Origin of the sequence: Nonomuraea sp. WAC 01424 (genome assembly GCF_003947315.1) — a bacterium.
Lineage (GTDB): Bacteria > Actinomycetota > Actinomycetes > Streptosporangiales > Streptosporangiaceae > Nonomuraea > Nonomuraea spiralis.
In genome coordinates, this window is sequence record NZ_QHHZ01000020.1 from 67,293 (window position 1) to 82,757 (window position 15,465).

At 72.1% G+C, this 15,465-nt stretch carries 14 protein-coding genes; 10 read left to right on the forward strand and 4 right to left on the reverse strand.

Features of this window, described 5'->3' with window-relative positions; genetic code table 11:
- Positions 1–160: 160 nt before the first annotated feature.
- The gene (locus DMB42_RS42850) at positions 161–1,366 is read left to right on the forward strand and encodes a cell wall metabolism sensor histidine kinase WalK (protein ID WP_221762607.1); all 1,206 of its coding nucleotides are present in this window, start codon (positions 161–163) and stop codon (positions 1,364–1,366) included.
- Positions 1,367–1,468: 102 nt separating this feature from the next.
- Here the strand turns inward: DMB42_RS42850 and DMB42_RS42855 are convergent, their stop codons facing one another.
- The 3 genes from DMB42_RS42855 to vanY-N all read right to left on the reverse strand — a co-directional run bounded on the left by DMB42_RS42855 (position 1,469) and on the right by vanY-N (position 3,894).
- Positions 1,469–2,122 (reverse strand): response regulator transcription factor, encoded by a 654-nt coding sequence (locus DMB42_RS42855; RefSeq protein WP_125645200.1) that lies wholly within the window; start codon positions 2,120–2,122, stop codon positions 1,469–1,471.
- A gap of 27 nt (positions 2,123–2,149) precedes the next feature.
- A complete protein-coding gene (locus tag DMB42_RS42860) occupies positions 2,150–3,244 on the reverse strand; it encodes a prephenate dehydrogenase (RefSeq protein WP_125645377.1) in 1,095 nt (364 codons plus the stop codon).
- 77 nt (positions 3,245–3,321) lie between these two features.
- Entirely contained in the window at positions 3,322–3,894 is a 573-nt protein-coding gene (vanY-N, locus tag DMB42_RS42865) for a D,D-peptidase/D,D-carboxypeptidase VanY-N (RefSeq protein ID WP_125645202.1), read from the reverse strand.
- A 186-nt stretch (positions 3,895–4,080) separates the two neighbouring features.
- On the opposite strand from vanY-N, the gene DMB42_RS42870 reads away from it, so the two are divergent.
- The 6 genes from DMB42_RS42870 (at position 4,081) to DMB42_RS42895 (ending at position 11,487) form a co-directional block, all read left to right on the forward strand.
- Positions 4,081–4,755, forward strand: a complete 675-nt coding sequence (locus DMB42_RS42870; protein WP_185845168.1) for a response regulator transcription factor — start codon at positions 4,081–4,083, stop codon at positions 4,753–4,755.
- Between the two features lie 7 nt (positions 4,756–4,762).
- The gene (locus DMB42_RS42875) at positions 4,763–6,193 is read left to right on the forward strand and encodes a HAMP domain-containing sensor histidine kinase (RefSeq protein ID WP_125645206.1); all 1,431 of its coding nucleotides are present in this window, start codon (positions 4,763–4,765) and stop codon (positions 6,191–6,193) included.
- Positions 6,190–6,696, forward strand: coding sequence for a hypothetical protein (locus tag DMB42_RS42880; protein WP_125645208.1), 507 nt, complete (start codon positions 6,190–6,192; stop codon positions 6,694–6,696). The genes DMB42_RS42875 and DMB42_RS42880 overlap by 4 nt, the downstream gene beginning before the upstream one ends.
- 125 nt (positions 6,697–6,821) lie before the next feature.
- Positions 6,822–7,778 (forward strand): D-alanine--D-alanine ligase family protein, encoded by a 957-nt coding sequence (locus tag DMB42_RS42885; protein ID WP_125645209.1) that lies wholly within the window; start codon positions 6,822–6,824, stop codon positions 7,776–7,778.
- Positions 7,779–7,815: 37 nt separating this feature from the next.
- On the forward strand, positions 7,816–9,195 hold the full coding sequence (gene murF, locus DMB42_RS42890) for a UDP-N-acetylmuramoyl-tripeptide--D-alanyl-D-alanine ligase (protein ID WP_125645211.1): 1,380 nt from the start codon (positions 7,816–7,818) through the stop codon (positions 9,193–9,195).
- A gap of 249 nt (positions 9,196–9,444) precedes the next feature.
- Entirely contained in the window at positions 9,445–11,487 is a 2,043-nt protein-coding gene (locus DMB42_RS42895) for an ATP-binding protein (RefSeq protein ID WP_185845161.1), read from the forward strand.
- 148 nt (positions 11,488–11,635) lie between these two features.
- On the opposite strand, the gene DMB42_RS42900 is transcribed toward DMB42_RS42895, so the two are convergent.
- Entirely contained in the window at positions 11,636–12,328 is a 693-nt protein-coding gene (locus DMB42_RS42900; protein ID WP_125645215.1) for an aspartate/glutamate racemase family protein, read from the reverse strand.
- A gap of 726 nt (positions 12,329–13,054) precedes the next feature.
- Here DMB42_RS42900 and DMB42_RS42905 point away from each other — a divergent pair.
- The 3 genes from DMB42_RS42905 to DMB42_RS42915 are packed head-to-tail and all read left to right on the forward strand — an operon-like array spanning position 13,055 to position 15,368.
- Positions 13,055–13,588: an EF-hand domain-containing protein gene (locus tag DMB42_RS42905; protein WP_125645217.1), complete on the forward strand. Its 534-nt coding sequence runs from the start codon at positions 13,055–13,057 to the stop codon at positions 13,586–13,588.
- 53 nt (positions 13,589–13,641) lie between these two features.
- On the forward strand, positions 13,642–14,712 hold the full coding sequence (locus tag DMB42_RS42910) for an isocitrate/isopropylmalate family dehydrogenase (RefSeq protein ID WP_185845162.1): 1,071 nt from the start codon (positions 13,642–13,644) through the stop codon (positions 14,710–14,712).
- Positions 14,709–15,368: a cysteine hydrolase family protein gene (locus tag DMB42_RS42915; RefSeq protein ID WP_260478284.1), complete on the forward strand. Its 660-nt coding sequence runs from the start codon at positions 14,709–14,711 to the stop codon at positions 15,366–15,368. The genes DMB42_RS42910 and DMB42_RS42915 overlap by 4 nt, the downstream gene beginning before the upstream one ends.
- The last annotated feature ends 97 nt before the right edge of the window (positions 15,369–15,465 follow it).

Below are 15,465 nucleotides of genomic sequence, written 5' to 3' on the forward strand. Positions count from 1 at the left end.
TGCTGATTGGTGTCGGTGTCCACGAGTGAGTCCAAGCGCGCATTTCTCGCACTTGGACGCGTACGCCCGAGCCGCCCGCCCGCCGCCGTCCGGCCGGTCCGGGCCCCTACGATGGGGGACGATGGTCCGTTCCCTCCGACACCTGGCGGTCTTCCGTACCGTGAGATCGCGTCTCACGCTCGTCTACGGCGCGTTGTTCGCCGCCACCGGCGCGGTCCTGCTCGCCATCACCTACCTGCTCGTCCTCACCTCCAGGCCGCCCACGCCGCTCGTCGCGGGCGAGGGGCCCACCGGTGACCTGCGTGCCCTCGCGCGCCACCAGCACCAGGCCATGCTGGAGAACCTGCTGCTCAAGTCGGTGATGGCCCTCGCCCTGATGGCGGTCATCTCGTTCGTGGTCGGCTGGCTGGTGGCCGGGAGGATGTTGCGCCCGCTGCGGACGATGAACAGCGCCATCAAGCGGATCTCCGCCCGCAACGTCCACGAGCGGCTCGCCCTCCCCGGCCCCCGCGACGAGCTGCGCAACCTCGCCGACACGGTCGACGGCCTGCTGGAACGGCTGCACAGCGCCTTCGACGCGCGGAAGCGCTTCGTCGCCAACGCGGCCCACGAGCTGCGCACCCCGCTCACCCTTGAGCACGCCCTGCTGGAGGAGAGCCTGCTGGACGAGGACCGCGACGTCTCATCCATGCGATCGACGATGGCGCGGCTGCTCGACCTCAGCGAACAGCAGGGACGCCTGCTGGAGTCGTTGCTGACGCTGGCCGAGAGCGAGGGCGGCCTCGACCACCGCGACCCGCTGGACCTGGCCGAGATCGCCGAGCGCGTGGTGCGCACCGCGGAGGAGGCCGGCCCCAGGGTTGACGGGGACAACCCCGGGGCCGGCGAGGGGAACGGGTCCAGAGCTGACGGGAACAGCCACTGCACCGATGCGGCGCCCGGTCCCGGGGGTCACGGGAGACCTCCCGCGGCCGGTCGCCCGTCTCCCCGCTTGGTGGCCGCGATCGCGCACGCCCCGACGGCGGGCGACCCGGCACTGGTCGAACGGCTCATCGCCAACCTGGTGGACAACGCCGTGCGCTACAACGTGCCCGGCGGCCGGGTGGACATCTCCACCCGCGCCGAGGGCGACCGGGCCGTCGTCTCCATCGCGAACACCGGTCCGGCGATCCCGCCCGAGCAGGTCTACCGCCTCTTCGAGCCCTTCCAGCGGCTCGACCGCACCCGCGTCGACGACCATCACGGCCTCGGACTCTCCATCGTCCGCGCCATCGCCGTCGCCCACGACGCCCGGCTCACCGCGGACGCGCGACCGCAGGGCGGCCTCGCCATAGAGATCCACTTCCCGCTCGCGGGGCTCCGGTAGACGGCCCCGGCGGCCGTGGTTTTCCGTGCACGACACCGTTCTACGGGGGACGCGGTGACGCCGAGGTCAGAGAACGTGTGACCGTCGTGTGACCACGGCGGCTCAGATGCGGTAGCCCTCGCGCGGGACGGTCTCGATCACCGGCGGCTGCCCGAGCTTCGAGCGCAGCCGGTTGATCGTCGCCTTCACGGTCGTGGTGAACGGGTCGGCCCGCTCGTCCCAGACCCGTTCGAGCAGCTCCTCGGCCGACACCACCTCGCCGCGCGCGGCCAGCAGATGTTCCAGGACCGCCAGCTCCTTGGTGGTCAGCGGCAACCGCATGCCGCACCTGGTCGCGACGCGCTGCGCCGGGTCGAGCCGCAGATCGTCGTGGAGCAGGATCGGCGGCGCCGGCGGATGCGCGCGCCTGCCCAGAGCGCGGATGCGCGCCACCAGCTCGGCGTACGCGAACGGCTTCGGCAGGTAGTCGTCGGCGCCCATGCTCAGGCCGGCCACCCGGTCGGCGGTCGTCCCCGACGCGGTCAGCATCAGCACCCGCGTCCTGCGCCCGCCCGTGGCGATCTCGGCGCAGAGGTCGTCGCCGTGGACGCCGGGAATGTCCCGGTCGAGCACGGCGACGTCGTAGTCGAGCACCGAGATGCGCTCGTGCGCGTCGTCGCCGTCGTGGCTGACGTCGACCGCCATACCCTCGCGGCGCAACACCCGTGCCACCGATTCGGCCAGCTCGACCTGGTCCTCCACCACCAGCACGCGCATCGTTCCGCCGTCTCGATCGGGGACCGGTCAGTTCGTCACCATACCCAGCGTCCGGCGCGGCCCATCGGGAACGGGCGGTACGTGCCAGCCGTGGAAACGCAGCGCCTCGGCGAGCCGGTCGGTGTCCTCCGGGCGTACGGACATCTCGGCCACGCCGACCGGCAGGCCCGTCGAGTGCTCCAGCCGGACGTCCTCGACGTTGACCTCGGCCAGCCCCGCCGCGTTGAACAGCCGGGCCAGCTCCCCCGGCCGGTCCCGCAGCACCACCTGGACCACGGCGTAGTCGCGGGCCGGCCCGCCGTGCTTGCCGGGGATGCGGCCGTGGCCGTCCACGCCGCGCCGCAGCAGGTCCGTCACGTCGTCCAGGTCGCCGGTCCGCAGCGCCGAGGCCGCCGCGGCGAGGTCGGCCGCGATCCCGTCGAGCACCCCGGCCACCTGGAGGGCGTTCCCGGCGAGGATCATCCGCCACAACAGCGGGTCGCCGGCGGCGATGCGCGTCACGTCGCGCAGCCCCTGCCCCGCCAGGTCCAGCGCGACGCCGTCGCCGCCCTCCAGGCTGGCCGCCACCGCCGAGGCCGCCACGTGCGGGGCGTGCGACACCAGCGCCACCGCGGCGTCGTGCTCGCCCGCGCCCATGGTGACGGCGTTCGCCCCGCACATCGCGACCAGCTCGCGTGCCCGCCGTACGGCGTCCGCGTCCGTCTCGGGGCCGGGGCACAGCGCCCATGGACGGCCCAGGAACAGGTCGGCGCGGGCGGCGGCCGGGCCGGACCGCTCCCGTCCGGCGAGCGGGTGGCCGGGGACGTAGGAGGTCAGGTCGGTGCCGATCCGCCGCGCGTCGGCGATCGGATCGACCTTGACGCTGGCCACGTCGGTGTACGCCCGCGCGGCCCCCCGCCGCTGCAACTCGGCCAGCCGCTCCCCCACGACGTGCGGCGGTACGGCGATCAACGCCAGGTCCACGGCCTGGCCGGTCCACTCCTGACCCGCGCCGAGCTCCCGCGCCAGCCGTACGGCATGCGCGTCGACGTCGGAGAGATGGACCGCGACCCCCTTCTCGCGGAGGGCCAGCGCGACCGAGGTGCCGATCAGTCCGGTGCCGACGACGAGCGCCGTCTCCATGGTCACCGCTCTTTCCTACGCCCGCCCGCGAGGCGATGTCCAGGCGCGGGAGTTGGGCACCGGGGCCGGCCCCCGGGTCACATCTGGCCGCCGTTTTCCAGGATGTAGCCGATGCCGGGGTGGGGGCGTCGTGGTGGCGGTGTGCCGCAGGCGTCGGGGCGGTACTCGAAGTGCCACCACTCGTTGTCGTACATGCGGTAGAGGTCGTAGCGGGCGCCGTGCTCCTCCAGCCAGCGCGCCCCCTCGTGCGGGCGGACGTCCAGCGCGATGCCCCTGACGTGGCTGGACTCCGCCGGCGGCAGCACGAGCATCCGTGCCGTGGCCGGGGAGCCGGTGCGGCGCACCTCCTCGTCGAACATGCGCTGCTGGACGACGGCGTCGCGGTACCCCGAGGTGAGGCCGAGGAGCTGGCCGTGCCCCCAGAGCGCCTCGGTCCGCGCCGCCTCGAAGGCCGCCCTGGCGCCCGCGTCGAGCCCTCTCAGGTCCTCGGCGGGGAACCGCATCCATAACGCCCAGCGGCAGGCCCGTTCCCTGGCGCGGCCGGGACCGCGTACGAACGCCGCGGGCAGCAGGAGCACGGCGAGCACCAGCGTGAGCGCGGCGTACAGCCGGTCCCTGGGCCGTGGTGGGATGGTCCGTGGTCCGTTCATGCCGACAACGATTGGCGCCGAATGTGCGCGCGTCGTCCCCCGCATGTCATGGTTTGTCGACGGCGAACACCGTCGGCCGCAACCGTGACACGACCATGACACGGCGCGGACAGTGCGCGGACACAGCGGGCCGACAGTGGATCTGACCAGCGGTGACCTATGGAGCGTGCGGTGAAACTCGGCGGCGTGTCGCGAGTGTTGTTGATCGAGGACGACCCGGCCGTACGGGAGGGCCTCGACCTGGCCCTGACCCGGCACGGCCACCGGGTGCGCACGGCGGAGTCCGGCGAGCTGGGGCTCGACCTGATCCGTATGGACCTGCCCGACGTCGTCGTGCTCGACCTGATGTTGCCCGGCATGGACGGGTTCGAGGTCTGCCGTCGCATCCGGGTCATCGGTGAGGTGCCGATCATCATGCTGACCGCGCGCGGCGACGACATGGACGTCGTGGCCGGCTTGGAGGCGGGCGCCGACGACTACGTGGTCAAACCGGTGCAGCCCAGGGTGCTCGACGCCCGCATCCGCGCGGTGCTCCGGCGGATCGGCCGCGACCAGGCGGAGCTGGAGCGGTACGGGGACCTGACCATCGACCGGGCCGGACTGGTGGTCGCCAACCGCGGCGAGCCGGTCAACCTCGCCCCGACCGAGCTGCGCCTGCTGCTTGAGCTCTCCGGCACGCCGGGCCGGGTGCACAGCCGCCAGCAACTGCTGGAGTCGGTGTGGGAACACGGATACTTCGGCGACTCGCGGCTCGTGGACGCCTGCGTGCAGCGGTTGCGCGCGAAGATCGAGGACGACTCGACCGCGCCCGTCTACGTGCAGACGGTACGCGGGTTCGGGTACCGGTTCGGGCCGGTGTGAGCCGCCGGTGACGTCTCGGCCGACTCTGGGACTGCGGGCCCGGCTGCTGTTCGCGTTCGCGCTGCTGTCCGTCGTCACCGCGGCGGCGGTGGCCGGCGGGATCTACGTCCAGGCCCGCAACGCCATCCTCCAGGCGACCCAGGACACCGCGGTGCAGGCGATGACGAACCGCCTGGACGCGGTCTTCCCGTTGCGGAGCGCGACGCCGGACCCGGCCGAGCTCGGCGAGATCGCCCGGACCGTGACCGACAGGAACAGCTCCGCGGTCGCCGTCTTCGGCGCGGCGCGCTCACCGGGCGGCCTGGACCTCGCGCTGGTCCCCCGGCAGGTGCGGCGGGCCGTGGCCGACGGCGAGGTCGCCTGGCAGCGCGTGATCTGGAAGAACGCGCCCATCCTGATCATCGGCACGCCGCTGCTGATCGTGGAGGGGGACCGGCCGACGCGCCTGTCCGGCATCGAGGTCTACACCGCGCGCAGCCTGCTCGACGAAGAGCGCAGCGTCGACGGGCTCGCCGCGTCCGCCTGGCTGATCGGCGGGGCGGCCCTGGCGTTCGCGGTCGTCCTCGCGCTGCTGGCCACCCGTGGCGTGCTGCGTCCGGTACGCGAGCTCGGCCGGGCGGCCCGCCTGCTGGGCGAGGGCGAGCTGCGTACCAGGATCGCGGTCACCGGCTCCGACGAGCTGGCCGAGCTGGCACGCACGTTCAACAACACCGCCGCCGAGCTGGAACGGCACGTCAGGCAGCTGCGCGAGATGGAGGCCGACGCCCGGCGGTTCGTGGCCGACGTCTCCCACGAGCTGCGCACCCCGCTGGCCGCGCTCACCGCGGTCGCCGACGTCCTCGACGAGGACTCGACGCGCCTGCCCGAGCCCGCCGGACGGGCCGCCCGGCTGGTCAGCCAGGAGACGCTCGCCCTGACCGGCCTGGTGAACGACCTCATCGAGATCAGCCGGTTCGACTCCGGCGTCGCGGCCCTCGCGCTGAACGAGGTCGACGTCGCCGAGCTGGTCCACGCGACCCTGCGGGCCCGGGGCTGGTCGGACTCGGTCCAGACCGAGCTGCCGCCCGAGGTGACGGCACGGCTGGACCCGCGCCGCATGGACGTCATCCTCGCCAACCTGGTCGGCAACGCCCTGCGGCACGGCGAGCCGCCGGTGTCCGTACGGCTTTCCGCCGGCCCGCGATGGATCGAGCTTGAGGTCCGCGACCACGGCCCCGGCCTGGAGGAGGCGGTTTTGCCGCACGTGTTCGACCGGTTCTACAAGGCCAGCGCGGCCAGGGCCAGGTCCGAGGGCAGCGGCCTCGGCCTGGCCATCGCGCGGGAGAACGCCCGCCTGCACCGGGGCGACCTCACCGTCGCCAACGCCCCGGACGGCGGCGCCAGGTTCACGTTGCGCCTGCCCCGCGTGGCCCAGGAGCCGGACGGGGACTCCGCGTGAGGGCCGCGCTCGCCCGCCGCCTGCTCGCCGCGGGCCTCGTGCCGCTCGCCGTCCTGACCGGCTGCGGCGTACGGCCGAGCGGCGTCATCACCGGCGGCGCCCCTCCGAAGGGGGCCGTCGTGCCGACCTCGACGGTCACCCTCTTCCTGGTGAAGAACGGCCGGGTCAGCGCGGTGACGCGGCTCGGCGGCCGGCTGTCGCAGGCGGACCGGCTCATGCTGCTGGCGGCCGGGGCCACCGACAGGGAGCGGGCGCACGGGCTCACCACCGACGTGCCGCCCGAGGCGGGCCCGTTCTCGGTGTCCTCCGACCCGGCCGGTCAGTTGGTGGTGACCCTGGCGACCCCGGCCGGCGAACTGTCCACGCTGGCCGTCGAGCAGATCGTGTGCACGGCCTCCGTCCCGACGTTCGAAGGCCCTGTCAGGGTCACCGTCGCCGGCGGCGGCCAGCAGGTCGGCCCCCGGCAGTGCCGGAGCATGGGCCGTCCGGGAGAGCCGGGATGACCAGAAAGTGGACAGCGAATGGGCTGGGAACCGATCAGGCCGAGCATTCAGACTCATCGGGTCCATCGAGGCGGCCGTACCGGCGCCGCCGGCGAACTCCAGGACAGGAAGGGCTGATCGCGATCATGACAGAACGGCTGCGCGTGGCCGTGCTGGCCGGCGGGCCGTCCCCCGAGCACGAGGTGTCGTTGCAGTCGGCGCAGGCGGTGCTCGACGCCCTGCCGAAGGACCGGTACGCGCCGTTCCTCGTCGTCGTCGACCGGCAGGGCAGGTGGCCGCTCGACCTGTCCGCCGACATGGCCGACGTGGTCTTCCCCGTGATGCACGGCCCGTACGGCGAGGACGGCGTCATCCAGGGGCACCTGGAGGTGCTCGGCCTGCCGTACGTGGGTTGCGGGGTGCTGGCCTCGGCCGTGGCGATGGACAAGGTCGCGATGCGGCGCTCGTTCCTGGCCGAGGACGTCCCCGTCACCCCGCACGTCTGGTTCACCGAGCACGACTGGCGCGGCACGACCGACCCGTGGAGCCTGGTGAAGTCGCTGGACTGGCCGATGTACGTCAAACCGGCCAACATGGGCTCCTCCATCGGCATCTCCCGCGTCACCTCCGCCGAGGAGCTGCGCGCGGGCGTCGAGCTGGCCCTCACCTACGACCGGGTGGTGCTCGTCGAGCAGGGTGTGCGGGCCCGCGAGCTGATCTGCGGCGTGCTCGGCGACCACGACGAACCGGAGGCGTCGGTGGTGGGAGAGCTGCTGGTGAGCGGCGACTGGCTCGACTACGAGACCAAGTACCTCAGCCGGGCCGAGATCGCCACGATCCCGGTGGCGCTGCCCGAGCGGGTCGCCGACGAGGTGCGCGAGCTGTCGTTGCGCGCCTACCGGGCGATCGGCGGCTACGGCCTGTCCCGCGTGGACTTCCTCTACCAGGAGGAGACCGGCCGCCTGTACGTGCTGGAGATCAACACCATGCCCGGTTTCACCCCTCGTTCCGTCTATGCCAGGGCCTGGGGGGCGGGCGGCGTCCCGTACCCGGACCTGCTGGGCCGGCTCATCGACCTGGCGCTGGCCAGAAACGGCGCATGAGCCGCCCCTGCGACCCGGCGCCGACCAGGAGTACTCCATGATCCCCATGACGCTGGCCGAGATCGCGCGTGTCGTCGACGCCGGCCTGCACGACGTGACCGACCCCGAGGCGCTGGTGACCGCGCCCGCGGCGGTGGACTCCCGCGAGGTGAGGCCGGGCGGCCTGTTCGCCGCCACCGCGGGCGCCCGCGTGGACGGCCACGACTACGCGGCCGGAGCCGTGGCCGACGGCGCCAAGGCCGTGCTGGCCACCCGTCCCGTGGGCGTGCCCGCGCTGGTGGTCGAGGACGTGCAGCGGGCGCTGGGCCTGCTGGCCGGGCACGTGCTCGCCCGGCTCGACCCGACCGTGATCGCGCTGACCGGTTCCGTCGGCAAGACCACGACCAAGGACCTGCTGGCCCAGATCCTCGAACCGGACGCCCCGACGATCGCGACCGACCGCTCGTTCAACAACGAGCTGGGGCTGCCGCTCACCGTGCTGCGCGCCGATCCGGCGACCCGCTACCTGGTGCTGGAGATGGGCGCGGGCCGGAAGGGCGACCTGACGTACCTGACGGGGATCGCGCCGCCGCACCTGAGCCTGGTGCTCAACGTCGGCGCCGCGCACATCTCGCGGATGGGCGGCGGGCTGGCCGACGTGGCCGCCGCCAAGGGCGAACTGGTCGAGGCGCTGACCCCCGACGGGTACGCGCTGCTCAACGCCGACGATCCGTACGTCCTGGGCATGGCCGAGCGCACCCGGGCCCGGATCGTGTTGTACGGCACGGCGGCCGACGCCCACGTACGGGCCGAGAACGCGTCGATGGGCGAGCTGGCCAGGCCCGCCTTCGACCTGGTGACGCCCTCCGGACGCGCCCGGGTCGAGCTGGGCCTCATCGGCGAGCACCAGGTCGCCAACGCGCTGGCCGCCGCCGCAGCCGCGTACGCGCTGGGGTTGTCCGCCGAGCGGATCGCCGCCAGGCTCACGGCGGCCAGGCCGCGCTCCTCGGGCCGCTTCGAGGTGTTCGACCGGCCGGACGGCGTCACCGTGATCAACGACGCCTACAACGCCAACCCGGAGTCCATGCGGGCCGGGTTACGCGCGTTCAGGGCGCTGGCCGGCGACCGCCGTACCGTCGCCGTGCTCGGCGGGATGGGACAGCAGGCGGACGCCTCGCGGGACCGGCACGCGCAGGTGGGGCGGCTGGTGGCCGAGCTGGGCATCGACGTGCTGATCGCGGTCGGCGACGACGACCCGCCCGCCGCGGCCGCCGCGGCGGGGGACGCCGGCCTGGGCGTGAGCGTGCACACGGCGGACGACGTGGCCGAGGCCGTCAGGCTGGCCACCGGGTTGATCGAGCCTGGTGATCTGGTGTTCGTGAAGGCGTCCAGTGAATACGGCCTGAGTGCTTGTGCGATTGCGCTGGCCGGTTCTTGATCGGACAGCTTGACCCTGTATTGACGGTTGATATATGCCGTTGCAATGGCGCGGGAATCCCCGTACGGGTTAACGCCGCATACGGTGATCTTCTATCGCGACGTGCGCCGATACCACGTTTCTCTGATTTATTGCGATTTGCAGCATGACACAGGGAATCTCGCGACTTTCCGGCGCTAGAGTCATCAGTATGCCACCTACCATTGGTTCCGGGTCGGGGTTACCGGAATGGCCTCTGGGCTGCCTGGTATGAGATCCGCAGTGATCTGCGAGGTCGGTGAGGAGGGACAACCCGCCGGACGCTTGGAAGGGCGTCTCCAGGCGGCCAGGCAGCGCGCCTTCGTCGGGCGGAAGGCGGAACTCGCGGCCTTCGACGAGGCGCTGCACAGCGGCGGCAGGGTGCTGTTCGTGCACGGTCCCGGCGGCATCGGCAAGTCGGCGCTGCTGAGACGCTACGCCCAGCGGGCCGCCGAGGCCGGCCGCAACGTGATGACGCTGGACGGGCGGCTGCTCGACCCCTCCCCCGCGGCCTTCCTGGCCGAGACCGGGCCGATGCTCGCCGACGAGCGCGCCGTGCTGCTGGTCGACACCTTCGAACGCCTCCAGGGCCTGGAGGGCTGGCTGCGCGAGCGGTTCCTGCCGGGACTGCCGGTCGGCGCGCTGGTCGTGGTGACCGGACGGGTGCCCCCGGACATGGTGTGGCAGGCCGATCCCGGCTGGGCCGACCTCCTCCAGGTCATCGCGCTGGGCGAGCTGGAGCCCGAGGACGCCGCCGCGCTCCTGGACTCCCGCGGCGTGGCCGGCGACCTGCTCGACCCGCTGCTCGCCTTCGCCGGCGGGCACCCGCTCGCCCTGTCGCTCGGGGCCGCGGTGGCGGTCAGGGACAGCGCCGCCGGCTCCCGCTGGGCGCCCACCCACGACGTGGTCGCGACCCTGCTCGACCAGCTCGTCGGCGAGGTGCCCGGTCCCGCGCACCGGCTCGCGCTGGAGGTCTGCGCGCACACGTACATGACCACGCAGGACGTGCTGCGCACGGTCCTGCCCGACGAGGACGCGGCCGAGCTGTTCTCCTGGCTGCGGCGGCTGCCGTTCGTCGAGTCGAGCCCGCTCGGGCTCTATCCGCACGACGTCGTACGCGAGATCCTCGAGGCCGACCTGCGCTGGCGCGACCCGCAGGGCTACGCCCGCATGCACCGGCTCATCAAGGACCGCCTCACCCAGCAGATCCGCGCCGCCGACGACGCGGACGTGCTCGGAGCCGTCGGCTCGCTGTTCTACCTGCACCGCGGCGAGGGCAGGACCCCCGAGCCGCACTTCTGGCACGGCGAGGACGAGGTGTACGAGACCGTCCTGCACCCCGAGGACGCCGACGACCTGCTGCGCCTGGCCGCCGAGTGGGATCCCGCGACGGTGTCGGCCGTCTCCCACTGGACGGCCGGGCAACCGCAGGCGTTCCGCCTCTACCGGCGCACCGCGACCGGCGAGCTGGCCGGCGCCAGCGCCTGGCTCTGCGTGGACGATCTCTCGAAGGCGGACGCGCGGGCGGACCCGGTCGTCGCCGCCGCCTGGGACACCGCCCGCGCCACCGCGCCGCTGCGGCCCGGCGAGCACCTGGCCGTCAACCGGAGCTGGGTGCGCAGGCGCGACCGGGGCGCCTCGCCGGTGACGGACCTCATCCGATGGCGGGCCGTGGGCTGGTGCCTGCGCTCGGAACGCATGGCCTGGTCGTTCATGGCCGTCCGCGGCGACGACCCCATGAACGGGCACTCCGGGTACTACAACATGCACGACCTCGGCGACCACGCGCGCGAGGGGGACGTCGAGTACGTCCTGCTCGCCCACGACTGGCGGGCCGTACCGGCGCAGGTCTGGCTGGAGCGGCTGCTGCCGGCCGGCACGCACGAGGTTCCGGCCAGGCCCGAGCCGGAGCTGGCGGTGATGTCGGAGCCGGAGTTCACCGACGCCGTCCGCAAGGCCCTGCGCCACCTGTCGAAACACCGGGAGCTGGCGGCCAACCCGCTCACCCGCACCAGGCTGCTCGCCGGCCGGGCCGACCCCGTCAGAGCCCTGCGCGAACTGCTCGAAGAGGGCATTCGCGACCTGGGCCGGGACCCGCGGGCCGGCAAGCTGCACCGCGCCCTCGACGTCACCTACCTGCGCGGCGCCCCCACCCAGGAGGCCGCCGCCGAACGCCTCGGCCTGTCCTTCACCACCTACCGCCGTCACCTGCTCGCGGGCATCGGCCGCCTGTGCGAGGAGTTGTGGCGCCGCGAACTGCACGGTTCGACCTGAACGCGATCGACCCGGCCTGAACACGGTCGACCCGGCCTGAACACGGTCGACCCGGCCTGAACACGGTCGACCCGGCCTGAACGCGGGCGACTCGGCCTGAACGCGGGCGACCGGTCAGCCGATCAACCGGGTCAGCCCGGTCAGCCGGTCAGCCGGTCAGGGCGAAACCGGCCGCCGCCTCCGCGTGCAGCCGGGCGCTCGGCAGCAGCGGGATCGCGGTGTCCTTGTCGCTGATCAGCAGCTCGATCTCGGTGCAGCCGAGTATGACGGCCTCGGCGCCCCGGTCGGCCAGACCGGCGATCGTCCGTACGTAGGCGTCCCTGGACGAGGGCCGCAGCACCCCACGTATCAGCTCCTCGAAGATCACCCGGTGGACCAGCTCGCGCTCCGCGCGCTCCGGTACGAGCACCTCGAAGCCGTGCCCGGCCAGCCGGTCCCGGTAGAAGGGCTCCTCCATGGTGAAACGGGTGCCGAGCAGGCCCACCTTGCGCATGCCCCGCGCGCCGACCTCGGCCCCCACGGCGTCGGCGATGTGCAGCACGGGGACGTGCGTCGCCAGCTCCACCTCGTCGTTCACCCGGCTGAAGGTGTTGCTGCAGATGAGCAGCATCTCGGCCCCCATGGCCTCCAGCCGGACGCCCGCCTCCGCGAGCATCTCACCCACCTCTTTCCACCGGCCGGCGAAGATGAGGTCTTCGACGATCGTGTAGTCGACCGACCAGATCAGGCTGTTGGCGGAGTGGCTGCCGCCGAGGCGCTCACGTACGCGCTGGTTGATGATCTGGTAGTAGATGACGGTCGATTCCCAGCTCAACCCGCCGATCAATCCGATAGTACGCATGGTTCTCCGTCCGTTACCGTCCCGGCAGGCTAGACGGACCCCTTGCTCACTTCGCAGTCCAAAAACTGTCCATTCGTCCGACTTCCCGAGCATTTTGCACCCGCCCAGCGCCCGATCCACCCGCCGCACCCGTCGCGGGCCGACCGGCCGGCCGGACGGCCGGACGGCTCGGCGGCTCGGCGGCTCGGCGGACCCGCCATACCGTCGGGGACGAGCCGGCGCAACCAGAAGCCGGGGTTCGATGCGCGGGACGCGCCCCGGCACGCCCGGCGGCGAACACACCGGCGGCCGCCCGCCCGGCGGACGAAGGACCGGCCGCGATCACCGGCCACGGCTCCCTGTCCCAGGCGGAGCTGTGACAACGGCATCCCCACACGCCCCCCGCGCACGCCCCCTTCACGCCCCCGGGGCGCCGGAACGATCTGTCCGGCCATCGTGCCGAGTTACAAAGAAGTAACCATAGAGATACACGGAAGCCGACCCCCGAGAGACCTGATGCACAAATCCTCATATGTCATGAAATATCCCCGGCCGCAAGGCGTCCTTCTACCGCGAAGCCGACAACAAGCACGCGCTTCTTAAGCTTTGTCGGGTTACCGTGGATTTCGGTCGGATTAAGCCAGTTAGCTGGCTCCATGTTTCCTGGCAGACAAAGACTCGCCCGTCCTCGGGCCATCCGCCAGGCATATAGTCTGCACCCGTAACCACCGCAGAAAGGCGACAGGCATGAACGACGCGGCCCTTGATCGAGTAAAGCTCATCTTCACCCTGTTCGACGTCAGAGGCGCGGGTTATCTTGAGGCCGACGACTTCGACCTCATGGCCAACCGCGTCGTAGCCGCCTCCCCGCGTTCCACCGAAGCCGCCAAAGGCGCGATCAGAGACGCTTTCCGTCGTTACTGGACGACCCTTGCCTCGGAGCTCGACTCCAACAACGACGGCCGCATCACCTTCGAGGAGTACTGCGCCTGCGTCCTGTCCCCCGAGCGGTTCGACGACGCGCTCGAGGACTTCGCCGAGGCGCTGGCCGAGCTGGGCGACCCCGACGGCGACGGCCTCATCCACCGCACCGACTTCATGGCGCTCATGACCGCCATCGGCTTCAAGCGGCGCAACGTCGACACCCTCTTCGACGCGTTCGGCCCCACCCCCGACGACCAGGTCAAGGTCCCGGTCTGGGCCGAGGGCATCAAGGAGTACTACAGCCCCGAGAAGGCGGAGATCGTGGGCGACCTCCTGGTCGAGGAACCCGACAACTGACGGCCCCGCAGCAGCCGTCGCGTCCGCCTTTCTACGTCATGGGAGCAGCAGCAGTGGAACCAGCCATCGGACTCGCCGTCGGCCGGGGCACCGGCCCCGAGCTCGCGGCCGTCTTCGAGCGAGTGCTGGCCGGGATCTCCGGCGCCTACGGCACGACCGTTGACCTCATCCGGTCGGACCGCACCTACCACTCCTACGTGTCGTTGAAGACCGACGCCGAGGCCGAGAGCGTCCGCGAGATCACCCAGGACGACGCCGACCACTACACGCGGTTCTGCCGCACGCTGGCCGTCGCGGGCGTCCCGGCCGTCTTCCGCACGGCGATCAACGCCCAGTCGCTCTACCTGGTCCGCCGGCGGCTGCAGGCGGCGAAGGTCGACGCCATCCCCACCCCCGAAGGCTCGTTGCTGCTGGTCAGGGATCAGGCCCAGGGCTTCTACACGGGCGAGAACACCCACGTGCCGGGTGCGCTCGTCCGTACGATGGCGTTCAGCAGGGAGATCACCGAGAAGGTCATCACCCTCGCCCTGCGGCGGGCGCGGCAGGAGTGGCCCGACGGCCGGATCGACGAGATCGTCATGGCCTACAAGTTCCACCTGCTCGACGGGGCCCTTGAGGAGTGGGTGTCCGAGAGCGCCGCGCGCCACGGCGTGCACATCGGCCTGTACCAGCCGGACACGGTCAACCGTAACCTCATCGAACGCGGCCCCCGCCCGCGTACGGTGATCATCGCGGGCAACGAGTGGGCCGACATCATGCACGTGGTCCTGCTCGACCGCTTCGGCTCCGAGCGGCAGGAGAACCGCTGCACCGAGAACGTCTACCTGCACCCCGACGCCAACGGCCTGATCGAGTACCAGACGGTCCACGGCTCCGCCGACGACCTGGCGGGGGCCGACAAGGTCAACCCGGTGGCGACCATCCGGGCCGCGGCGGTCATGGCGGAACGGCACGCGGGGTGCGCGGGGGCGGCGCTGATGGTCGAGCGCGGCCTGAGGGCGCTCGGCCGCCACGGCGTCGCCACCCCTGACGCCGGCGGGGCCCATTCCACCACCACCGTGGTCGACGCCCTGCTCGACGTGCTGGAGCCGGAGAGCAGACCGGTCCTGATGGCGGACTCGTGACCGACGTGCAACACCCGCAGGACCGCGCCGCCCTGGTCGTCGTGGATCTCCAGAACGACTTCTGCGTCGGCCCGACCGCCCGTGCCCGCTACCAGGGCGACCTGGCGACCCTCGACACCGTCGTGGCGAACACCGTCCGAGCCGTCGAGGCGGCGCGGGCGGGCGGCATCGAGGTGGTCTTCGTCCGGTTCACCGGTGACGACGTCCATCAGGGGGTGAGCTGGCGGCGGCGCGACCTCGCGCTGGGCAAGCCGTCCAAGTGCCTGGAGGGCACGTGGGGCGCCCAGTTCCACGGGGTCGCGCCCGCGCCGGGAGAGGCCGTCTTCACCAAGCGGGCCTGCTTCGACGCCTTCCTCAGCGAGGGGTTCGAGTGGCACCTGCGCGGGCGCGGCATCGACCGCCTGGTGCTCGCCGGTCTGTACACCGACGTCTGTCTCGACTCGACCGCCCGCACCGCGTTCCAGAAGGGGTTCCACATCACGGTGCTGACCGACTGCACCACCAGCCGTCACCTGCCCGACGGCGAGATCCTGCGTTTCATGGCCGCCCTCTACGGCGCCCACCTCACCACCCACGACGCCCCCGCCTCGTGGGTGCCGGAACAGGCCCGCGTACCCGCCGAGACCACAGCCGGCGAAGGCGCCGCCACCCCGTGAGTCATCCTCACGCAAAGCCCCCGCGAACGGCTGTCCAAACGGCCCCGCGGGCGGCCTTCTAGAACGACCCTGCAGGCGGGCCTTCGGAACGGCCCTG